Source organism: Limimaricola variabilis, assembly GCF_014195545.1.
GTDB classification, from domain to species: Bacteria; Pseudomonadota; Alphaproteobacteria; order Rhodobacterales; family Rhodobacteraceae; genus Limimaricola; species Limimaricola variabilis.
In genome coordinates this window covers 1-21,770 of record NZ_JACIBX010000016.1, presented here as the reverse complement: position 1 = coordinate 21,770, position 21,770 = coordinate 1, and the positions used below count along the sequence as shown (strand labels likewise).

The 21,770-nt window shown below is 64.1% G+C and carries 18 protein-coding genes and 1 pseudogene; 13 read left to right on the top strand and 6 right to left on the bottom strand.

Annotated elements, in window-relative coordinates; translation table 11 throughout:
* Nucleotides 1-32: 32 nt before the first annotated feature.
* A complete protein-coding gene (locus FHS00_RS15565; protein ID WP_183475015.1) occupies nucleotides 33-1,067 on the top strand; it encodes a tyrosine-type recombinase/integrase in 1,035 nt (344 codons plus the stop codon).
* Between the two features lie 189 nt (nucleotides 1,068-1,256).
* Here the strand turns inward: FHS00_RS15565 and FHS00_RS15560 are convergent, their stop codons facing one another.
* Nucleotides 1,257-2,210: an SMP-30/gluconolactonase/LRE family protein gene (locus FHS00_RS15560; protein ID WP_183475014.1), complete on the bottom strand. Its 954-nt coding sequence runs from the start codon at nucleotides 2,208-2,210 to the stop codon at nucleotides 1,257-1,259.
* A 15-nt stretch (nucleotides 2,211-2,225) separates the two neighbouring features.
* Nucleotides 2,226-2,909: an IclR family transcriptional regulator domain-containing protein gene (locus tag FHS00_RS15555; RefSeq protein ID WP_183475013.1), complete on the bottom strand. Its 684-nt coding sequence runs from the start codon at nucleotides 2,907-2,909 to the stop codon at nucleotides 2,226-2,228.
* 114 nt (nucleotides 2,910-3,023) lie between these two features.
* On the opposite strand from FHS00_RS15555, the gene FHS00_RS15550 reads away from it, so the two are divergent.
* From FHS00_RS15550 to FHS00_RS17995, 8 genes and pseudogenes are all read left to right on the top strand, one after another.
* Entirely contained in the window at nucleotides 3,024-4,004 is a 981-nt protein-coding gene (locus tag FHS00_RS15550) for a TAXI family TRAP transporter solute-binding subunit (RefSeq protein ID WP_183475012.1), read from the top strand.
* Between the two features lie 90 nt (nucleotides 4,005-4,094).
* Entirely contained in the window at nucleotides 4,095-6,026 is a 1,932-nt protein-coding gene (locus tag FHS00_RS15545) for a TRAP transporter permease (protein WP_183475011.1), read from the top strand.
* Nucleotides 6,010-7,203, top strand: a complete 1,194-nt coding sequence (locus FHS00_RS15540; protein WP_183475010.1) for a CaiB/BaiF CoA transferase family protein — start codon at nucleotides 6,010-6,012, stop codon at nucleotides 7,201-7,203. Before FHS00_RS15545 ends, FHS00_RS15540 begins: the two co-directional genes overlap by 17 nt.
* Entirely contained in the window at nucleotides 7,200-8,006 is an 807-nt protein-coding gene (locus tag FHS00_RS15535) for a citryl-CoA lyase (protein ID WP_183475009.1), read from the top strand. Before FHS00_RS15540 ends, FHS00_RS15535 begins: the two co-directional genes overlap by 4 nt.
* Before the next feature lie 39 nt (nucleotides 8,007-8,045).
* Entirely contained in the window at nucleotides 8,046-9,023 is a 978-nt protein-coding gene (locus FHS00_RS15530; RefSeq protein WP_183475008.1) for a Bug family tripartite tricarboxylate transporter substrate binding protein, read from the top strand.
* Nucleotides 9,024-9,098: 75 nt separating this feature from the next.
* Entirely contained in the window at nucleotides 9,099-9,530 is a 432-nt protein-coding gene (locus FHS00_RS15525) for a tripartite tricarboxylate transporter TctB family protein (RefSeq protein ID WP_183475007.1), read from the top strand.
* An 18-nt stretch (nucleotides 9,531-9,548) separates the two neighbouring features.
* Nucleotides 9,549-11,084 (top strand): tripartite tricarboxylate transporter permease, encoded by a 1,536-nt coding sequence (locus FHS00_RS15520; protein WP_183475006.1) that lies wholly within the window; start codon nucleotides 9,549-9,551, stop codon nucleotides 11,082-11,084.
* Nucleotides 11,085-11,239: 155 nt separating this feature from the next.
* Nucleotides 11,240-11,362: pseudogene (locus tag FHS00_RS17995) on the top strand (IS256 family transposase); the annotation flags it as partial.
* A gap of 333 nt (nucleotides 11,363-11,695) precedes the next feature.
* On the opposite strand, the gene FHS00_RS15515 reads toward FHS00_RS17995, so the two are convergent.
* The 3 genes from FHS00_RS15515 to FHS00_RS15505 all read right to left on the bottom strand — a co-directional run bounded on the left by FHS00_RS15515 (nucleotide 11,696) and on the right by FHS00_RS15505 (nucleotide 16,087).
* Nucleotides 11,696-13,894 carry a TRAP transporter permease gene (locus tag FHS00_RS15515; protein WP_183475005.1) on the bottom strand — a complete coding sequence of 733 codons (2,199 nt, stop codon included), beginning with the start codon at nucleotides 13,892-13,894 and terminating at the stop codon, nucleotides 11,696-11,698.
* Nucleotides 13,895-13,973: 79 nt separating this feature from the next.
* Nucleotides 13,974-14,942 carry a TAXI family TRAP transporter solute-binding subunit gene (locus FHS00_RS15510; RefSeq protein ID WP_183475004.1) on the bottom strand — a complete coding sequence of 323 codons (969 nt, stop codon included), beginning with the start codon at nucleotides 14,940-14,942 and terminating at the stop codon, nucleotides 13,974-13,976.
* Between the two features lie 125 nt (nucleotides 14,943-15,067).
* Entirely contained in the window at nucleotides 15,068-16,087 is a 1,020-nt protein-coding gene (locus tag FHS00_RS15505) for a LysR family transcriptional regulator (RefSeq protein ID WP_246391395.1), read from the bottom strand.
* A 64-nt stretch (nucleotides 16,088-16,151) separates the two neighbouring features.
* Between FHS00_RS15505 and FHS00_RS15500 the strand changes: the two genes are divergently transcribed.
* Genes FHS00_RS15500 through pyk form a run of 3 tightly spaced genes read left to right on the top strand, consistent with a single transcriptional unit; the run spans nucleotide 16,152 to nucleotide 19,934 of the window.
* Nucleotides 16,152-17,225 carry a tartrate dehydrogenase gene (locus FHS00_RS15500; RefSeq protein ID WP_183475003.1) on the top strand — a complete coding sequence of 358 codons (1,074 nt, stop codon included), beginning with the start codon at nucleotides 16,152-16,154 and terminating at the stop codon, nucleotides 17,223-17,225.
* Between the two features lies 1 nt (nucleotide 17,226).
* A complete protein-coding gene (locus FHS00_RS15495; protein ID WP_183475002.1) occupies nucleotides 17,227-18,489 on the top strand; it encodes a glycerate kinase type-2 family protein in 1,263 nt (420 codons plus the stop codon).
* A 32-nt stretch (nucleotides 18,490-18,521) separates the two neighbouring features.
* The gene (pyk, locus tag FHS00_RS15490) at nucleotides 18,522-19,934 is read left to right on the top strand and encodes a pyruvate kinase (RefSeq protein WP_183475001.1); all 1,413 of its coding nucleotides are present in this window, start codon (nucleotides 18,522-18,524) and stop codon (nucleotides 19,932-19,934) included.
* A gap of 220 nt (nucleotides 19,935-20,154) precedes the next feature.
* On the opposite strand, the gene FHS00_RS15485 is transcribed toward pyk, so the two are convergent.
* Nucleotides 20,155-20,520: a HupE/UreJ family protein gene (locus tag FHS00_RS15485; RefSeq protein ID WP_281372327.1), complete on the bottom strand. Its 366-nt coding sequence runs from the start codon at nucleotides 20,518-20,520 to the stop codon at nucleotides 20,155-20,157.
* A gap of 61 nt (nucleotides 20,521-20,581) precedes the next feature.
* Here FHS00_RS15485 and FHS00_RS15480 point away from each other — a divergent pair, with 61 nt between their 5' ends.
* Nucleotides 20,582-21,616, top strand: coding sequence for a tyrosine-type recombinase/integrase (locus FHS00_RS15480; protein ID WP_183474999.1), 1,035 nt, complete (start codon nucleotides 20,582-20,584; stop codon nucleotides 21,614-21,616).
* Nucleotides 21,617-21,770: the final 154 nt, after the last annotated feature.

Here is a 21,770-nt window from a genome sequence, read left to right as displayed (position 1 = left end):
TTATCGGACATGACCGTGCTACGCCCATTGGCATGCCCGACACGCCCGAAATCCCCGCCCCGATCGCCCTGCCCGACCATGTCGCGGGCTCCGGCCGGCTCGACCGGCTGGTCGACACCGCTCGCGGCTATGCCGACCACGCCGTGGCCGAGAACACCCGCAAGGCCTACGCGCGCGACTGGACGGCCTTCGCCCGCTGGTGCCGGATGAAGGGCGCCGACCCGCTGCCGCCCTCGCCCGAACTGGTCGGGCTCTACATCACCGACCTCGTCGCACCGTCGGGCAGGACCCGCGCGCTGTCGGTCGCCTCGATCAAGCGGCGGCTCGCCGGTCTCTCCTGGGGCTACGCGCAGCGCGGGATGCGGCTCGACCGGCGCGACCGGCATATCTCGAGTGTCCTCGCCGGCATCCGCCGCCGCCACGCTCGGCCGCCGGTGCAGAAGGAGGCGATCGGACCCGACGATCTGCGCGCGATGCTCGCCACCCACGGCCACGACCTGCGCGGGCTGCGCGACCGGGCGATGCTGCTGATAGGTTTCGCGGGCGCACTGCGCCGCTCCGAGCTCGTCGGGCTCGACCGGGCCAAGGACGACACCCTCGACGGCAGCGGCTGGGTCGAGATCTTGGAAGCCGGGGTGCTCGTCACGCTGCGTGGCAAGACCGGCTGGCGCGCGGTCGAGATCGCCCGCGGCTCCAGCGCCGCGACCTGTCCGGTGCAGACACTGGAGACGTGGCTGGGCTTCGCGAAGATCGAGGTCGGGCCGCTGTTCACCGCCGTCAGCCGCGACGGCCGCCGCGCGCTGCCACGCCGCCTGAACGACCGCCACGTGGCGCGGCTGGTGCAGCGCGCGGCACTCGCGGCGGGGCTGCGGCCCGACCTGCCCGACGCCGAACGCCGGGCCCTCTTCGCCGGACACTCGCTGCGCGCTGGCCTCGCGACATCGGCCGAGATCGATGAGCGCCATGTTCAGAAGCAGCTCGGCCACGCCTCGGCCGAGATGACCCGGCGCTACCAGCGCAGCCGGGATCGGTTCCGGGTGAACCTGAGCAAGGCGGCGGGGCTGTAAGATACAGACGTCACCGAGCGCCCTCCCTCCCTCCAAAAACCTCCAACAACTCTCGTGGTTCTGGAGGGGGTTATTGGAGTGCGCTGCTCCTACCGACCTTCAAGCATTGCCACTCCTCCACAAACGGCCGTTTTTGGGAAGGATTGCCTCTACCCTGACTGGTCATGCGAAGTTGGTTTGAAGGACCCTCTATTGTAAGCCCTGCTTACCAAGGGTCTCCTCGTGAGAGAACATAGCAGCACCTTGAACTGGCAATGAGGCCCGAAGGATATTGCCAGTGTCGGATTCCGTCACATACAGCATATCTGGCTGGGAGGGAGCAAAGGCGACGTTGGTTGTTGTCAGGCCGCTGTTACTGATGACCCGATAGGCAGGCACACCCATTTGCGAAAATCCCCAGATGCAGCCATTGCCGGCATGGGCAACCCAGAGCCCGCCTTGGTCATCGCGCGCCATTCCGTCCGGCCCTGACAGCCCACCGGAAAGCTGTAGGAAAACCCCGACCTTGGAGATTGAGCCATCGGCCATGAGCGGAAGCCTCCAGACGCTGTTTCCTCGAGTCATCGCAACGTAGAGAACATCCTCGGTAGCGTTCAGGACCAAGCCGTTCGGGCTTTGCCCGGTGTCGATCAACAGGTCGAGCCGTTCGGACCGCGGGTCATATCGATAAACACGACCATTCGGCATGTGCATCCCGCTTTGCCCTTGGTCGGTGAAGTAGAGAACCCCTTGGCTGTCGAAAACCAGATCATTGCACCCCCGAAAATGCTCCGAATGACGATGTGTTACGACGGGTATGACATCTCCGGTGTCGGGTTCGAGCCTGAGAATGCCGTGCTTGTAATCCGCGAGCCACACAGACCCGTCCCGATGGATCTTCAGGCCGTTCGGCCAGCCATCATATTGAGCAACGAGCGACCACTGCCCTTCCGGCGAAATCCTGAAGATTCTTCCGTAGGGGATATCCGTAATCCATAAGTTCCCCGACTTGTCGAAGCTCGGGCCTTCGAGGAAGCCGTCCACTTGGCGGCCCGGCTTGTTTGCGGCGGCCCAAGGGGGCGATGTATCCCTGATGCGGAACTCCTCGGGCATCGTCGACCAGATTTCGGCTTCAATGATCTGCGGCGGTGGATAAAGGGACATGAAAGAGGTCTCCGTTCAAACGGTAATCTGGTCGATAAGGCGTTTCTGGGTTTCGGTAAGAGCAGCAGTCAGTTCCGAATGCCGATCTACGGCAAAACGCGTGATCAGACCTGAAACGGCCAAGGCGCCCATCAGTCGGCCGCCGCGTGACAGCACAGGCATCGCGATCGCCGCAACTTCGGCGTCCCGTTCGCCGAGCGAGATTGCATATCCGACTTCACGGACCGCAGGATCGCCCTCGGATCGATCATCTGAAAAGGCCAGAAGTATCTTTCCGCTTGCCCCCTGCGTGAGCGGCATGCTTGCACCCTCGGTGATCGAGTGCCGGATCGAGCGTGCAGGCTCGCTGCGGAACAGGCAAATACGGCTCTCGCCCTCACGGACGTAGTAAGACGCGGTCTCTTGGGTTGCGTCGGAAAGAAGCTTCAGTTCGGGCCGCAAGATACCAGCCAGGTCGAAGCTGCGACGATAGTGCGCCCCGAGGCGCCACGTCGTCGGACCCAATCGGTAGCGACCGGTATCACTGCGAATCAGGTATCCGAACTTCTCAAGGGAAACGGCCAGCCTGATGATCGTGCTTTTGTAGAACCCTGACTTCTTTGCCAGGTCAGCAAGGCTCAGCTCCGTTTCCCCGGGCGTAAAGCAATCCAAAATTTGCAGTGCACGATCAACGGCTTCAACGCCTTTGGCTTCCGTCACGGTGCGTCCTCCCCGCGCCAAAATTGACAGACAGGAACATTTTAGCGTAGCGTTCTGTTAGACGCAATAGCGTTCTATCAGACAGAACGCTCGGGGGGCATCTGGGAGGAGCAAATGACCCAAGTTTTTCGATTGACCGCACTGACCTCTGCCGTCGCGCTTACAGCGAGCGTGGCCAGCGCGCAGGACATTATCTTCAGCGGCGTCTCTCCGACGTCGGACGACTACCAGCTTGGCGTGGTCTGGTCCGGCATTGCCCGTGACGCAGGTATCTCGATGACGGTCGTCGAGAACGGCACCGTCTCGGGCATGCGCAAGGCAGCCCAAGGCGAAGTTGACATGGTGGGCGTCGGGGCCCCGCATTACCTCGATGCGCTCAACGGAACCGGCAATTATTCTGAAGATCCCGAGCGCCTTCGCGAGGGCTATGCCGACATGAAGGCGATTCTGGCGATGCCGGTCGGCATGGCACAGTATGTTGCCCGGGCCGACAGCGGGATCGAGACCTTTTCGGACTTCGCTGACAAGAGCGTTGGAATTGGCAGACCAGGCGGAAACGCCGGCAAGGTGACCCAGACGCTGTTTGAGATTCACGGCATTGCCGGAGAGGTCGATGCCCAGTCCATCGAATACGGGCCCGCGCTCGAGCAGTTAGCCGCCGGGACCATGGATGCGACGCTCGTCTGGGGGTCTATCCCGACCGCGGTCATCGACAATGCCTCGCGGCAGATGGACCTGCGCTTCATCTCACCCGATCCTGAAACGCTCGACGCCTTCAGGGGGGCGATCTCGAACGGGGAATATTATATCTACCAGAAGATCCCCGCCGCCTCGATCGAGAAGGCCTACGAAGGCCGTGTCGCGGCGGATGAAGATGCCTATGCCTGGACGTTTCCCTATCAGGTGATGGTGCGCGGCGATATCGATGAAGACATCGTATACGAACTCACCAAGGCGCTTTGGGAGAATATCGACGAGGTCAACGACGCCTCCGCCGGACTATCGCTGGTCACCAAGGACAGTGCGCTTGAGGCACTCTCGGCCGACCTGCATCCTGGAGCAGCCCGTTTCTATAAGGAAGCCGGCCTGATGTGAGGCCGCTGCCGCCGGTCGCACGCGGCCGTCGATACCTCCGCGGCGTCAAATGACGCCGCGGTTCACCCCGTTTCGCTCAGGAGTCCGAAGATGGTTTCGACCGTCACAGAGGGAATGCGCACGCTGCTGCCCGGGAGCACCGAAGACCGCCCCGTGTTTCTGGCGGCGCAAATCGCTGGTCTGATTGCCTGCGCTCTCATACCCGCCTTCATCGTCTATACGCAGTTTTTCGGCCGTTTCCCCTCGGAGGTGCAATACGGCACCGTGCTGCTCCTCGGGCTCATTGCGATCTTCTGCCTGAAGCCCGCATTGCGCGACGCTGACGGTCACAGGACTTGGCTCGATCTCGGCTTCTCGCTTCTGCTCATGGCCGGCGCGACCTTTGCCTACGTCTACTTCACCGATCAATACGACGCGATCGCGGCCAATCGTGAAGGGCTGCCCAATACTTGGGACCTTTGGTGCTATGGCATCGGCACAGTCGTGGTGATCGCGGGCGCGCATCGCGCCGAAGGATGGCTCCTGACTGCCGTGGTCCTGCTGGCGGTCGTCTACCTTCTGTTCGGGCATCTCATGCCGGGCATCCTCGAACACCGCCCAGTTTCACTCGATCGGGTTCTGGAGATCTCTTACGGCTATCGCGGGATCTTCGGTGTCGCGCTCGGGGCCGTCGTCGATATCGTGCTGATCTTCGTCATTCTCGGAGTGGCGCTGCGGCTGACCGGAGCGGGCGAGTTCTTCAATGATCTTGCGCTGATGCTGACCCGCGGCCAGCGGTCGGGGCCGGCGCAATGCGCAATCATCGCATCGGCCCTGTTCGGCTCGATCAACGGGTCCGCGCCGGCCAACGTCGCGTCCACGGGCGTCCTGACCATCCCGATGATGAGGCGCGCCGGTTTTTCCGGTCGCTTTGCCGGCGGTGTCGAGTCCACGGCCTCTTGCGTCGGACAAATCATGCCGCCCGTGATGGGTGTCGGCGCGTTCATCATGTCCGACGTTACTGGCATCCCCTACGTCACCATCATGTTCGCCGCTCTGATCCCGGCGCTACTTTACCTGTTTTCGCTGTCCGTCACCGTCGCGCTCGAGGCGGGACGCCTTCAACTCGACCCGCTTACGGACGATGCCCCGGCTTGGGATCGCAGGATGTGGAGCCGTGCGACCCTGCTGGTTCTGGGCTTCGGAACGCTCCTTTACATGCTCTTCTCCGGCTATCCGGCTGTCTATTCCGGGATGATTGCTACAGGGGTGATCCTGTTTCTGGGCATGCTCCTTCCGGATACGCGCCTGTCGCCGCGGAACTGGGCGGTCTTCATCGTGGACAGTGGCCGAGACGGGCTTTCGGTGCTGCTGTCCTGCGCCGCGATCGGTATTGTGATCGCCGCGATTTCCTCGACAGGGCTGGGGATCAAGCTGAACCAAGAGATCACCGCGCTGGGGGATCAGAACCTCCTGGCCGCGTTAATCCTCGCGGCGCTTTGCTCGATCGTGCTCGGCATGGGCCTACCCACAGCCGCCTCCTACCTCATGGTAATCTTCGTGGCCGGTCCCGCGATCATGGACCTCGGCGTTTCCGAACTCGGCACGCATCTCTTCGTGTTCTACTATGCGGTTCTCTCGGCGATCACGCCTCCGGTGGCGCTCGCCGTGTTCGCGGCGGCCGCGATCGCCAGGGAGAACCCGGTCGCTCTCGCCCTGAATGCGTTGCGGTTGGCGTCCGTCGGCTTCGTTTTGCCGATCGCTTGGGTGTTCCACCCCGAGATCGTCATCGGAACGCAAGGCACCGGCTTCCTTGCCGCAATGGGTTATGTGCCGTTCCTGCTGGTGGGCATCGTTGGCCTCTCCGCAAGCCATGTCGGCCATCTCTTTCGACGCCTCGCCCTTGTCGAACGACTTCTGCTCGCTCTGGGAGCCTGCGCGATCCTCGGTCCGACGCTCGTCTGGAACATCGCAGGTGCGCTCCTGATCATCTCAATCTCCGCTACCACCTACTGGAGGGCCCGGCATGTCCAAGCCGCTTGAAAACATCCGCGTCCTGGATCTCACCAACGTTCTGGCCGGTCCGTTCTGCTGTCACCAGCTGGCGCATATGGGGGCCGAGGTCATCAAGGTCGAAGCTGTCGGTCGCGGCGACCTTGCCCGCCAGCTCGGTGCCGATGCGGACCTTAATGCCAAGAACATGGGTGTCTCCTTTCTCGCCCAAAACGCGGGGAAAAAGTCGGTCACCGTCAACCTCAAGCATCCCGACGGCAAGGCGATCTTTCTGCGCCTCGTGGAGACCGCCGACGTAGTCGTGGAGAACTTCCGCCCGGGCGTCATGACCCGACTCGGTGTTGGCTACGAGGAGCTGAAGAAGATCAGGCCGGACCTCGTCTACTGCGCGATCTCGGGCTTCGGACAGGAGGGGCCGTGGGTTCACCGTCCTGCTTATGACCAGATCATCCAAGGTGCCTCGGGGGTCATGTCCATCACCGGGGATGAGGACAGCGCGCCGCTCCGCGTAGGCTATCCGATCGCCGACACGGTCGGCGGCATGACGGCGGCCTTTGCCATCGCCGCGTTCCTCAATGGCACCCCGCGCGGTGGCTTCCTTGACATCTCAATGCTGGAGTCGGTGCTGGCGACCATGGGCTGGGCCGTATCGAACCACCTGATCGCGGGTCAGGAGCCCCGGGCCAACGGAAACGAAAACCCCACCTCCGCGCCGTCCGGTGCCTTCGAAGCTCAGGGCGGGCTGATCAACATCGCCGCCAACAAGGACGAACAGTGGGTCCACCTGACCGATCACCTTGGCCTCGCCCATCTCCGCGACAGACCGGAATACGCGACACGTGAGGACCGGAAGAAGAATCGCAAAGGGTTGAAGGCCGAGCTCGAGGAGGTTCTGAAAACCCGCCCCGCGCGCGATTGGGCGAAGGAGTTAAACAGGATCGGTGTTCCCGCCGGGGCGGTGCTGTCGGTCCCCGAAATACTGTCGATGCCGCAGATCACGGATCGCGGCTTCCTTTGCACCTTTCCGGAAGTCCCCGGCGTGGGGCGCGACATCCAGGTCGTCACCACCGGCATCAAGGTGAACGGGAAGGCACCGACGGTCGCAGACCCGCCACCGCAGCTGGGCCAGCACAACGATCAAGTCTGGCGGGAGCTGGGTCTTTCCGGATGCGACATGGAAAATCTCAAAAACAGCGGGGCCATATGACCGAAGCGCACAACGACGTCTCCGATTGGTGGACGACCTCGATCATCGACATGGAACCGGGAAAGATCTTCTTTCGAGGGCATCCGATCGAGCAGCTGATCGGCAACGTTTCCTTCCCTCAGATGATCTGGCTCATGACCCGGGGTGAGCTTCCGACCGCTGGCCAAGCCGCGCTCCTCGAAGCCGCTATTGTCGCGGCCGTGGATCATGGGCCCCAAGCGCCGTCCATCGCCTGTGCCCGTATGGCGGTAACCTGCGGGCTGCCACTCAACAATGCGATGGCGTCAGCCGTGAACTTCCTTGGCGACGTGCATGGCGGAGCCGGCGAGCAGGCAGTCGAACTCTACCAGCAAATCGATGCGGAGGGCGGACCGGAAGCCGCTGCCGATGTAATCCAGCGCTGGCGCGAGGCCCACGGCAAATACGTTCCCGGCTTCGGGCACCGGTTCCACAAGCCGGTCGATCCCCGCGCGCCGCGCCTGCTCGGTCTGGTCGACGAGGCAGCCAAGGCGGGTGAGGTCGAGGGCCGTTTTGCCGCGATTGGACGAGCCGTCGAGGCAGAGCTCGGCCGCGGTCGGAGCGCTGCCGTGCCGATGAACATCGATGGTGCGACAGCTGTGATTTTCGCCGAACTCGGCTTCCCGGCGCCTCTCGCCCGCGGAATTTTCTGCCTGTCCAGATCCGTAGGCATTCTCGCCCATGCTTGGGAGCAGAGCCAGCAGGGCGGCCGGAACAAGGGGCCGACCCCGCCGGCCTATCGCTGGACCTATGACGGGCCGCCCCGCGGCGGCGCATCCGGCTGACGAATTCTTTTCACCGATCATCCAGAGGAGGAGACCACGATGATCCGAACCACTATCCTCGCGACCACACTGGTGTTGGCAACAGGGCCGCTGATTGCTCAGGGCTTCACGCCCGAGCAGCCGGAATGCATCGCGCCGGCTAACCCGGGTGGGGGCTGGGATTTCACCTGCCGCCAGGTCGGAAAGACCTTACAGGACCTCGACCTGATCCCGGGCACCATGCAGGTCGTCAACATGGCCGGCGGTTCCGGCGGCGTTGCCTTTGCCGAAGTAGTGAACAAACGCCATGACGAAAACGACCTGATCGTTGCTGCATCGTCGGCGACCTCCACGCGTCTCGCCCAAGGTGCCTTTCCCGGCAACACCATGGCGGATGTGCGCTGGCTTGCTTCCGTCGGTGCCGATTACGGCGTGATCGCGGTCGCAGCCGACAGCGAGATCGAGACGCTTCCTGAACTGATGGACATGATCAAGAACGATCCGACCTCGATCGCGATCGGCGGGGGCTCGGCAGTCGGTGGCTGGGACCACCTGAAGGTCCTGATCGCCGCAAAGGAGGCCGGGGTCGAGGAAGTGCGGCGGGTGAAATACATCGCCTTCGAAGGTGGCGGCGAAGCCGTGACGCAGCTCTTGGCCGGCTCGCTCCAGGCCTTCACCGGTGATCTCTCCGAAGCGACCGGCTTCATGGAATCCGGTGACATCCGAGTCCTTGCCCTTCTTGCGCCGGAACGGCTCGAAGGCGAGTTCGCTGACCTGCCCACGGCCAAGGAGCAGGGCATCGACGCGGTTGGCGCCAACTGGCGCGGGTTCTACGTGCCCGGCGGCATGAGCGACGAGGCCTATGACTACTGGGTGGGTGCGCTCGACACGCTTTACCAGAGCGACGAATGGAAGACGGTGATGGAAAACAACGGCCTCGCGCCGCTCGACCTGCAAGGCGAAGAGTTCCAAAGCTTCGTTCAGGAGTCGGTGGCCGAGATCGAGGAACTGTCCCGAGAGATCGGGATCATCCAGTAAATCCGAGCAGAGAAGCAACCGTCGGTGCGGCGCGCCGGCGGTTGCCGCCAATCCCCTCAAATTGACAGGTATGTAATGAGCGACCGAATTCTCGGCGTGATCGGGCTGTCGCTGGCGCTCTTCTTTGCGGTCAGCGCGGCCCTGATTCAGGAAAGCTTCATGACGGACGCCATCGGCCCGAAGGCTTTCCCCTATATCATCTCGGCAGTCGTGGCTCTTGCTTCGCTGGTGTTTCTGTTCAGCCCCGATCCGGAACCCGCCTGGCCGGCCTTCAACAGGCTGGCTGAGATCGGCTTCGCCGTTGCTGTGTCCTTTCTCTACGCGTGGGTCCTTCCGGAGCTGGGCTTTCTCATCTCCACGTCACTCGCCGCCGGATATCTGAGCTGGAGGCTGGGCACAGCACCTTTGCCCGCTGTTGCGGTGGGCGTGGGCACCTCTGTCGGCATCTACGTCGTCTTCCGTTTGATCCTCGGTCTGTCGCTGGCCGAAGGCCCGTTCGGCTTCTGAGCCCGGAGAAATTAAACTATGGAAATCCTGTCTTCACTTGGTGACGGCTTCGCCGTCGCGTTGACTTGGCAGAACCTTGCCCTTGCGCTGCTCGGCTGTCTGCTCGGCACCATCATGGGCGCGCTGCCGGGTCTCGGGCCCTCGAACGGTGTCGCCATCCTTATCCCGCTGGCTTTCACCCTGGGCCTTGGAGCGACGCCATCGCTCATCCTGCTCACCTCGGTCTACTACGGCGCCATGTATGGCGGGCGGATCTCTTCGATCCTGCTCAACATCCCCGGCGACGAGCCAGCGATGATGACCTGCCTCGACGGCTATCCGATGGCTCAGCAGGGCCGTGCCGGAGAGGCGCTTGCCCTGTCGGGCGTGGCCTCCTTCGTCGGCGCCTTCTTCGCGACTTGGGGCCTCGTCCTGCTGGCGCCGCAGCTTGTGAAGGTGGCACTTCTGTTCGGTCCAGCGGAATACTTCGCGCTTTTCACGCTCGCTTTTGCCACGTTGGGCGGGGTTGCCTCGTCGAACCAGGCAAAATCGGCCTTCGCCGCGGCCCTCGGTCTCGGGCTGGCGATGATCGGGGTCGATCAACAGACCGGTGTGCCGCGTTTTACCTTTGGTGAGGTGCACCTCTACGACGGCATCGACTTCCTTGTCGCCATCGTCGGTCTGTTCGCCTTGTCCGAGGTCTTCGTCTTCCTCGAACACCGCGAAACCGACCCGAGCAAGGCCACCGAGGGCAAGATGACGATCGGGCGGATCTACCCCACGTGGTCGATGCTGAAATCCTGCATTCCGACCATGGGCCGGACCACCGTGCTTGGTTTCATCGCCGGGGTCCTCCCAGGTGCTGGAGCTTCCCTCGGTTCATTCATCTCCTACTCGGTCGAGAAACGTCTCGTCGACAAGGAGGGGACTTTCGGAAAGGGCGACCCGCGGGGCGTGGCCGCACCGGAGACGGGCAACAACGCTGCGGCCGGCGGGGCTTTGGTGCCAATGCTGGCGCTCGGGGTTCCTGGTTCGGGCACCACGGCGGTGCTGCTCGCAGTGCTATTGGCCCTCAATATCACCCCGGGGCCGCTTCTGTTCCAGAACAACCCGGACGTGGTCTGGGGCCTCATTGCGGCGCTCTTCATCGGGAACGTCATGCTGCTTGCATTGAACATCCCCATGGTCGGCCTGTTCACCCGTGTCCTCTTGGTGCCGCCCCGCATCCTCATGCCCGTGGTCGCCATGATTTCGTTTGTCGGCATCTACGGCATATCGGGGTCCAGCTTCGATCTGATGGTGATGGTGGGCTTCGGTGTTCTCGGATGGGTCCTGCGCAAGCTCGATGTGCCCTTGGTGCCGATCATCCTCGGTGTGCTCTTGGGTAACGAGATGGAGTCGAACCTGCGGCGCGCGTTGAGCATCTCCAACGGTGACTGGTTCGCCCTGGTCGACTCCTGGCTGTCTCTCACGCTCTGGGCAATCGCTATCGTCGGTTTTGTGCTGCCGATTTTTCTCGGTCACGCTGTCCGCCGGAAGATGAAGAGCGAACAGGAAGAGATGATCGGCGATTGATTCAAGCCGAACCTACACACAAGCTCGGTTCGTAGATCTTGCGAACCGAGCTGACCTCGCTTCCGACTACTTGGGGTCTGGCAATGCCCCTCCTATGGAGAAGAGTGTCAGATCTTCTGTGTATAAGTGATCCGGTCCATGCTTCGGAAGCGTGCATAACGATCTGCAAAGAACTACTGAAGGGCGCAGAGCGCCCTGAGGACCTGCTCGGCGACGCTGGGCTGAAGATCAAGCTGATGGAGCGGATGCTGGGTGTCGAATTGACGGCATACCTCGGCCGCCGATAGCCCGGCCTACTGCTCCTTCAGCATTCCGATGATCTGCTCTTCCGCGAAACGCGATCGCTTCGTGTCCGCCTCCAAAGTTGGGCGACGCTACCCCAAACGGTCGTTTTTGATATTTCGTTTTATGGAGTGCACACCCCATAGAAAAAGATGACGGCTTGGTCTGACATCACTTTCGAACCGTCCATTATATTCGCCTTTCGGCACTCTCGACCCAAGTGAGCCTTCATGCTTCCCAGGGCTAAAGCGGACGTTGTTTCCCTTTAAGTGCCCCCCTGAAGCAAGGCCCGGCGCCAGCAGGATGGGACCAGCCGGCGCTCGGGATTGTCAGTCCTTCCCGTGGGCAAGGTCGGCGGTCTTCAGCACGTTGCGCTGGAACAGGAACAATCCGCCGCCGATGCTTAGCCCAATCAAGTCGGTGACCAGACCTGCATCGAGCATTCCGAGCGCGCCGCCGATCAGGAGGGCACGCAGCATCCAGCCAATCCGGCCGAAGAACCAGCCGATGATGCCCGACGACAGCAGGTAGATGCCGAACAGTGCCGAAACCGTCACGTGGATGGTGTCGAGCCAGCCGCCCTGCATGAGGAGCGCGTCCGAGAAGAAAAACATGTAAGGCACCACGAAGGCAGCGAGTCCGATGCGGAAGCTCTCGACGCTGGTCTTCATCGGGTCGGACTGCGCCAGCGCCGCGCCGGCATAGGCGGCGAGCGCCACCGGTGGCGTGATCGCCGACATGACTGCGAAATAGAAGATGAAGAAATGCGCGGTCAGGGGTTCGACCCCCAGGTTGATGAGGCCCGGCGCGATCACCGACGCGGCCACGGCGTAGGCGGCCGTAGTGGGCATACCCATGCCGAGGATTACCGCCACCAGCATCGAGAACATCATCGCGAGAAGTTGCGACTGGTCGGCGATGCCCAAGAGCAGCGCCGAAAAGCGCGTGCCGATGCCGGTGAGCGCGATGACGCCCACGATGATCCCTGCCGCCGCGCAGACCGCAACGAGCTGGAGCACCATGCGCGCGCCGACATCGAGGGCATGAAAGAACTGTCGCGGCCCCATGCGGTTCGGCGTGAGCCAGGAGACAACGGCAGCGGTGATCATCGCGAGCGTGCCGCAGCGGATCACCGAGTAGCCCAGGAACAGCGCCCAGACCAGCACCAGGATCGGCGCGAAGAGGTAGACCTGTTTGAGCAGATCACCGAGTTTGGGCAGGGCCGAGCGCGGCAGGCCCACCATCTGAAACCGCTGCGCCATCAGGTCGACCATGAAGAGCACGGAGGCGAAGTAGAGAATGGCCGGGATCAGCGCGGCCCAGATGATCTCGGTGTAGGGAATGCCGGTGATCTCGGCCATGATGAAGGCGCCCGCGCCCATGATCGGCGGCATGATCTGCCCGCCCGAGGAGGCCGCGGCCTCGACCGCCGCCGAAGTCTGACTGCGGTAGCCCACCTTCTTCATCAGCGGGATCGTGAGCGAGCCCGTCGAGACGACGTTGCCAGCGCTGGTGCCGTTGATCATCCCCATCAGGCCGGAGGCGAAGACCGCGACCTTGGCCGGCCCACCGCGCTTGTGGCCCGCGGCGGCGAAAGCGACATTGACGAAATAGGCGCCGACATGGGTGGCCTGGAGAAAGGCTGCGAAGATCACGAAGAGCACGATGTAGGTCGAAGAGATCGCGATCGGCGCGCTAAGAATGCCATTGTCTGTGAAGATGTAGGAGAAGAACCGCTTGGGCTCGTATCCGCTGTGATTGAGAATGCCTGGCAACCAGGGCCCTGCGAAGGCGTAGGCCACGAATACGGCGGAGATGATGACCAGTGCCAGCCCGGCCATGCGCCGCACGCCCTCGAGGATCAAGATCACGCCCGTGATTGCCGCCCACATGTCGCCGGGCTGGGCCATTGGCATGCCAGCGCGCATCTGGAGGGCGCGTGCAAAGTAGATGACGTAACCGATCGATGCCACCGTGGCGACGGCAAGCAGGATGTCGGCCACCGTCCAGTGGCCGATGCGCCGGTCCCCGAAGATCCAGCCATGCAGCACGGCCAGCACGGTCCCGAGCGTCAGAGGAATGCCGAAGCTGTTGATGGTCCAACTCGGCGGAATGGCGTCGCCTCGTAGCCACCAGTTGCCCCAGATGACCGCAATGGCGGCAGCGCCATAGAGCGTGCCTGCCCCGGCAAGAGCGAGCAGCGTCACGGACCAAGGGGTCTGCTTTTCTGCCTGGCGGTCAGGCTCGACGCCGTAAGCGCTGTAGAGCAGGAAGCCCAGGCCCAGTCCTCCGCCCAGATGCAGCAGGCGGTAGGTCCAGGTCTCCAGCGGGTAGACGTTCATCACCAGTAGGTGGAACAACGCGTAGGCCGCACAGGCGGTCGCGAAGACGTAGTGCCTTGCGCCGACAAAGACGCGCTGGTTGCCCGCAGGCGGATCGTCGTCGACGGCGGCCGTAGCGACCACCGGGCTGGTCAACTCATCGAGGGTCTCCGATGAGGGAATCGTCTTGCTGTTTGAATGGGTCATCACATCACCGGAGTGCTGAGGGGATCATTGCCGCGGACGAAACAAGCCTCGTCCGCGGCGCACTGCGCCGGGGAGAGGCTCAGCGCAGCTCTTCGGGGATGGCGATGCCGATTTCCTCGTAGTAGCGCACAGCGCCCGGATGGAACGGCATGAAGTTGTTAGTGTCCCAGTTCTCCGCCAACGTCTCGACGGCCGAGGCATGCAGCTGCTGCATGCGCGCGTTATCTTCGAGCGCAAGCTTGGTGATCTCGTAGGCAAGGCTTTCGGGCAGGTCCTGATGCGCGATGGCAAAGTTCCACATCGATACCGAGGGCACGTCCGTTTCCTGGCCCTCATAAGTGCCCGCGGGGATGGTGAAGTCCTGCATCGACGGTGCCACCTCCTTGAAGGTCGCAATATTCTCCTCCGAGAGCGGCAGGAAGGTTACGTCGTTCTGGATCGCCAGTTCACTGAAAGCGCTGGTCGGCAAGCCGGCGGCATAGACGAAGGCATCGATAAGCCCGTCGGCGAGCTGCCCCGCTCCATCTGAGCCGCCGGCGAAGCTGGCCTTAACATTGATCCCGGCAGTGTCGAAATAGCGCTGCCAGTAGGTCGCCGAGGTGCCAGAGGCCGGCCCGAGGTTAACCCGTTTGCCGTCAAGATCCTCGATGCTTTCGATCCCCGAAGAGGACAGCGCAACCGCCTGAAGCGGCGTCTGATACATCGGGAAGAGCGCCCGGAGATTGGTGGCTTCCATGCCGGGCATCAGCTCGTTCTCGCCTGCCATGGCTTCCTGCGCCGGACCGGTGGTCGTAAAACCGAGCAGCGTTTCGCCGGTTTCGACCAACACCACATTCTGCACCGGGCCGCCGGTGATTTCCACACTGGTGGGCATCCCGAGTTGCTCGCCGATCATCGAACCGAGGCCCGAACCCCAGACGAAATAGGTGCCGCCCTGCGATCCGGTCGCAATGCTCAAGGACGAGGGCCAGTCGGCACGGTCCTGCGCGTTTGCAGGGAAAGCCACGATCGTGCTTGCGGCGAGAATGGCATAGGTCGTCATCTTCATGGTGTTCACTCCTCCCATGTGCTCCTCCTGCACCGCGCCGAGGGGCACGATGCGATGGTCCGCAACATGGCAGGTCCGATCCGCCGCGAGATAGGCGCCGAATATTATATTCAGTTTAGATATGGTCAGGCGTTCGCTTCAATGGCGCTTACATGCTGGTCGAGCACCTCGAGCAGCGCGTCGCGCTGTGCATCCCGTGTTCCGCGTGTCCAAGCGGCGGCAAGGACGAGCTTCGACCGCGTGGCGCCTTCCGGTATCGTCAGGCGCACGAAGCGAACGCCCGGCACGGCAATCCGCGCGGTCCAGCGCGGCACGATCGCGAGGCCGGTCCCGGTCGCGACGAGGTTTACGATGGTATGCTTCTCCTCGGCCACCTGGGCGACGCGTGCAGTCAGCCCGGCGTCGAGGAAAAGCTTGATCGTCAGGTCGTGCGAATGCGGTCGCGAGCGGCGATCCGGCACGATCAGCGGCGCATCAGCGAGGTCGGTTACCGCGATCTCGTCGCGCTCGGCGAGCGGGTGACCCTCCGGCAGGGCCACGACCGCCGTCTCGAAGAACAGGGTGCGGAAGTTGATCCGCGCATCGCGCGTATCGGGCGGGCGGCAAAAGGCGATGTCAAGGCTGCCGCTCAGGAGCTTTGGCAGCAAGTGGATCGTCTTCTGCTCGATCAGCTGCACTTCGATGTCCGGGTGATCCTCGCGCAAATATTGCAGCAGCTGTGGCATCAGCCCGGCCGCAGCGCTGTCGATCGCCCCGACCCGCAGCACCGGCGCTTCCGTCTTGCGGATGTGGCGGATCTTCTCCTCAAGCCGTTCAGCCTGCTCGATCATCTGGCGCACGTCCTCGAGGATCGCAGCCCCCGCCTCGGTCAGGGTCACGCTGCGAGTGGTGCGCAGGAACAGTTTGGCGTCGAGCTGCTCTTCGAGAATGCGGATCTGCCGGCCCAGCGAGGCGGGAAGCATTCCCAGCGATTGCGCGGCGCGGCCAAAATGCAGCTCGTTCGCCACTGCAACGAAGCATCTGAGGTGAGAGATATCCATGACGATGCCCACTCCCTCAAGACTGCTGCATTTCAGTATATAATCATCCGCGCGTTGAGAGGTCGAGCCTGCCGCACGTAACGTCGGCTTCGACAGCACCGCCATGGCGTCGTGGCAACAATCGCTTGCGACACGGGCCGGTGCGGTAGCGCCCCCCGGAGGAGACCCCATGAAGACCTACAAGATCGCATCCATTCCTGCCGACGGCATCGGCCCCGAAGTCATCTCTGCCGGGCTTCAGGCACTCGAGGCGCTGTCTCGGCGCGACGGCGGCTTCGCGCTCGAAGTCACCGAGTTCGACTGGAGCTCGGAGCGCTACAAGAGAACCGGCGCGCTCATGCCTGAGGACGGACGGGACCAGCTCAAGGCCTTCGACGCGATTTTTTTCGGCGCCGTCGGCGCGCCCGACGTGCCTGACCATGTCACGCTGTGGGGTCTGCGTCTGCCGATCTGCCAAGGCTTCGACCAGTATGCCAACGTTCGGCCAACCAAGATCCTGCCGGGCATCTCTTCGCCACTCGCGGGAGTGGGTGCAGGCGACCTCGACTGGGTCATCGTGCGCGAGAACTCCGAGGGCGAGTATTCCGGTCATGGCGGCCGTGCCCACAAGGGCCTGCCCGAAGAGGTCGGCACCGAAGTGGCGATCTTCACCCGCGTCGGCGTGACCCGCATCATGCGTTATGCCTTCGCGCTGGCGCAGTCGCGGCCCCGCAAGCTGCTGACCGTGGTGACCAAGTCGAACGCGCAGCGCTTCGGCATGGTGATGTGGGACGAGATCGCCGCCGAGGTCTCGAAGGAGTTCCCGGACGTGACCTGGGACAAGATGCTGGTCGACGCCATGACGGTGCGCATGGTGAAGAACCCCAAGAGCCTCGACACAATCGTTGCCACCAACCTGCATGCCGACATCCTGTCGGACCTCGCCGGCGCACTGGCAGGCAGCCTCGGTGTCGCGCCGACCGGCAACATCGATCCCGAGAAGCGCTACCCCTCGATGTTCGAGCCGATCCACGGCTCTGCCTTCGACATCACCGGCAAGGGTATCGCCAACCCGGTCGCGACCTTCTGGACCGCGAGCCAGATGCTGGAGCATCTGGGCGAGAAGGACGCCGCCGACCGGTTGATGCGGGCGGTGGAGAAGGTCTGCGCGGATGGCATCCTGACGCCGGATGTTGGCGGCGAAGCGACGACGCAGCAGGTCACCGACGCGGTCTGTGACGCGATCCGCGGCGAGAACCTCTGAGATGAGCGTAAGCGACAACGACGCCCCCGCGCTGCTGCGTCGGCTGTTCGACGTCGCCGTGGCGGCCGCCGACCCGGCCGATGTGCTGGCGCGGCACTTGCCGAAGAAGCCGTCCGGGCGCTGCATCGTCGTCGGCGCAGGCAAGAGCGCCGCCTCGATGGCGCGCGCCGTCGAGGCGGCCTGGCCTGACGTCGATCTCTCGGGCGTCGTGGTCACGCGCTACGGTCATGCGGTGCCGACAACGCGCATCGCGGTGCGCGAGGCCGCGCACCCGGTGCCGGACGCCGCCGGTGAGGTCGCGGCGCGCGAGATCCTCGCCGCCGTCGCCTCGGCCGGGCCCAATGATCTGGTGCTCACGTTGATCTCCGGGGGCGGCTCGGCGCTGATGACGCTGCCGCGCGAGCCCCTGACGCTTGACGATCTGATCATCGTGAACCGGCTGCTGTTGCGCTCGGGGCTGACCATCGAGGATATGAACCGGGTGCGACGGCGGCTCGACCGGCTCAAGGGCGGCGGACTGCTGCGCGCCGCGAATGGCGCGCAACTGGTCACGCTGGCGATCTCGGACGTGCCGGGAGACGACCCGGCGGCGATCGCTTCGGGGCCGACCGTGCCTGACCCGAGCGCCACGGACGACCTGTCGCATCTGGCTGAGCGCCTCGGTCCAAACCTACCCGAGGCGGCCCGTGCGCTCATGCTGGCACCAGGCGATGCGCAGCCTAACGCGACCCCGGATTTCCGCTTGATCGCTGCACCGCAGATCTCGCTGGAAACGGCGGCAGCGGCGGCCCGTGCCGCCGGCGTGGTGCCACTGATCCTTGGCGACGCCCTGGAAGGCGAGGCGCGCGAGTTGGGCATCGTCATGGCCGGCATCGCGCGTGCCGTGGCCGCGCACGGGACTCCGCAGCCGGCGCCGGCCGTGCTGCTCTCGGGTGGCGAGACCACCGTGACCATCGGCGACACCGAGCCGGGACGCGGTGGTCGGAACACCGAGTTCCTCCTGGGCCTGGCCTGTGCCTTGCAGGGCCATCCGCGCATCCACGCGCTCGCGGGCGACACCGATGGCATCGACGGCACCGAAGACGCCGCCGGCGCGCTCGTCGGTCCTGACACGCTCCGCTGTGCCCGCGAGGCCGGCTGCGACCCGCGCCGAATGCTGGCGGCGCATGACAGCTACAGCCTCTTCGACCGGATCGGTGCGCTCATCCGAACCGGTCCGACACTGACCAACGTCAATGACTTCCGCGCCGTGCTGGTGCTCTGACAACGTCACTTGAGCCTCCCGAGGACCCTTCCATGCTTCGCAACCGACGCGCCAAGATTATCGCCACCGTCGGCCCGGCCTCAGCCGCGCCCTTCATGCTGCGCAACTTGTTCAACAAGGGTGTGGATACGTTCCGGCTCAACTTCAGCCACGGGGACCACGCCGGCCATGCCGTGGTGATCCGCGCGATCCGTGCTCTTGAGGACGAGGTTGGTGTGCCGATTGGCATTCTCCAGGATCTTCAGGGTCCGAAAATCCGCCTCGGCAGGGTCGCCGGCGGTGCTCGTGTGCTCGACAGGCACGAGCGCGTGACCTTTGTGCTGGGCGAGGCGACCGAGGAGATCACTGCGCTGGCCATGCCGCACGGGGAGGTCTTCGCTGCAATCGCGCCGGGGCACAGGATTTTCATTGATGACGGCCGGGTGCGCCTACGCGTCGTTGCCTGCGGGTCCGCGCGTTTCGAGGCCGAAGTTCTGGAGGGCGGCAAGGTCAGCGACCGCAAGGGCGTGAACCTGCCCGACACGGTGCTCCATCTTCCGGTTCTGACCGACAAGGATCGCGCCGATCTCGCCTTCGGACTCGAACAGGGCGTCGACTGGGTTGCGCTCTCCTTCGTGCAGCGCGCCTCCGATCTCGACGAGATCCGGCCCCTGATCGCGGGGCGCGCAGGGCTCGTCTCAAAGATCGAGAAGCCCTCGGCTCTGGAGGAAATCGAAGCCATCGTCGAGCGCTCGGAGGCGATCATGATCGCGCGCGGCGACCTGGGCGTCGAGATCCCGGCCGAGGACGTCCCGGGACGCCAGAAGGAGATCATCGCTCTGTGTCGTCGCGAATGCCGACCCGTCATCGTGGCCACCCAAATGCTCGAGTCGATGACGGCCTCGCCCGCGCCGACCCGCGCCGAGGCCTCGGATGTTGCGACAGCCATCTATGACGGGGCCGACGCGGTGATGCTCTCGGCGGAAAGCGCCACGGGTCAGTTTCCGGCCGAGGCTGTCGAGGTGATGGACCGCATTATCCGCCGCACCGAGGGCCATGAGGCCTATGCCCGCGGCATGGCGGCCCCGCGCGAGGCGACCTCAGAGGCGGCCAACTCCATCGCCGGATCGGGCGCCGCACTGGCCTGCGCGCTCGGTGCGCGCTGCCTCGTCGCCTATTCGGTAAGCGGCGCCACGGCGCAGCGCGTTGCGGCCTGCCGTCCGGCGCTCCCGCTGATCGTGGTCACCCGGGACCCGCGCATCTCGCGCCGGATGGCCCTGGTCTGGGGCGCGCGCTCGGTCCTCGAGACAGCCGAGCTGGACTACGACAGCATGGTCTCCATGGCCTGCGAGGAGAGCGCGCGCCTCGTTGAACCCGAGACCGGGGACAGCTTCGTCATCCTGGCAGGCGTGCCCTTCGGTCAGTCGGGTTCGACGAACAACATCCGGGTTGCCACTTATCGTTGAGGCAAGATCGAAACCAGCAGGAAGCGGAAGCACGGAAGCGAGGTTCGGTCAAAGTTCCCGGCTGGAGGTGCGGACAGCCTCCGAAATCTGCCAGTTCAATTGATATGTTTGTATACTCTGTGCCGCAGCAGGGCGAGGATCTTGAAGGATGGCCTTCGGCCACTCATTCATTCCAAGCGTTCAGCCGAATGCAAGGACCGTTCCGATGAGCGCGGAAAGATCAACCACATGCGATCAGGTCGCTCCGGAGCGACGACCGGAAGAGAGCCTGCCCCGCGGCGACGCCGAAAAGATGCAGCGACAAGGTGGCGAGCGTGAAGCCCCCGGCAAATCTTAGGGCCGCCGCTTCGCCGAGCTCGGCCACATGGGCATGCCCGTAGAATAGCGCGAAGACGCCGACCAGCAGGGCGAAGTTCCAAAGACCAAGGTGCAGTGCCAAGGCTACGACCAATCCAGGCATCACGGTAGAAGTAAGGATCATCGGCTCGACGCCGGGTAGCGGCACCCTAAGAAGGATGAGGCTGAAACCGAGGTGCACCGCACTCATGAAGGCGGCCGGAACAGCCCAGAGAGCTCCTCTTCGCATGCTCGGAAATTCGTATCCGATAAGCCCCATTATCGGACATGATCGTGCTACGCCCGTCGGCATGCCTCACACGCCTGAAATCCCCGTCCAAATCGCCCTGCCCGACCACGTCGCGGGCTCCGGCCGGCTCGACCGCCTCGTCGACACCGCCCGCGGCTATGCCGACCACGCCATCGCCGATAACACCCGCCGGGCCTACGCGCGCGACTGGACCGCCTTCGCCCGCTGGTGCCGGATGAAGGGCGCCGACCCCCTGCTGCCCTCCCCCGAACTCATCGGTCTCTACATCACCGATCTCGCGGCGCCCGCGGGCAAGGCGCGCGCGCTGTCGGTGGCCTCGATCGAGCGTCGGCTCGCCGGTCTCAGCTGGGGCTACGCGCAGCGCGGGATGCGCCTCGACCGGCGTGACCGGCATATCGCCTCCGTCCTCGCCGGCATCCGCCGCCGCCACGCCCGGCCGCCGGTGCAGAAGGAGGCGATCGGCCCCGACGATCTGCGCGCAATGCTGGCCACCCTCGGCCACGACCTGCGCGGGCTGCGCGACCGGGCGATGCTGCTGGTGGGCTTCGCGGGCGCACTGCGCCGCTCGGAACTCGTCGGGCTCGACCGGACCAAGGACGACACCATCGACGGCACCGGCTGGGTCGAGATCCTCGAGGCCGGCGTGCTGGTCACCCTGCGCGGCAAGACCGGCTGGCGCGAGATCGAGATCGCCCGCGGCTCCAGCAAGGCCACCTGCCCCGTGCAGGCCTTGGAGCGCTGGCTGGCCTTCGCGAAGATCGAGTTCGGTCCCCTCTTCACCGCCGTCAGCCGCGACGGGACCCGCGCGCTCGAGCGTCGCCTGAACGACCGTCACGTGGCACGGCTGGTGCAGCGCGCGGCACTCGCGGCGGGGCTGCGGCCCGACCTGCCCGATGCCGAACGCCGGGCCCTCTTCGCCGGGCATTCGCTGCGCGCAGGCCTCGCGACATCGGCCGAGATTGACGAGCGCCATGTCCAGAAGCAGCTCGGCCACGCCTCGGCCGATATGACCCGTCGATATCAGCGCAGTCGGGATAGATTTCGGTTCAATTTGACCAAGGCGGCGGGACTGTAACGGGCCCCTTACCCCAAATTAGGCTCAGGACCCATTGATCTTGATGAGGCTGCGTGATCCAGGCTCCCCGAGGAGCATGATCAATGAGCAACCTTTTCTGGCTGACGACCGAGCAGATGGCCCGGCTGCAGCCCTTCTTTCCAAAAAGTCACGG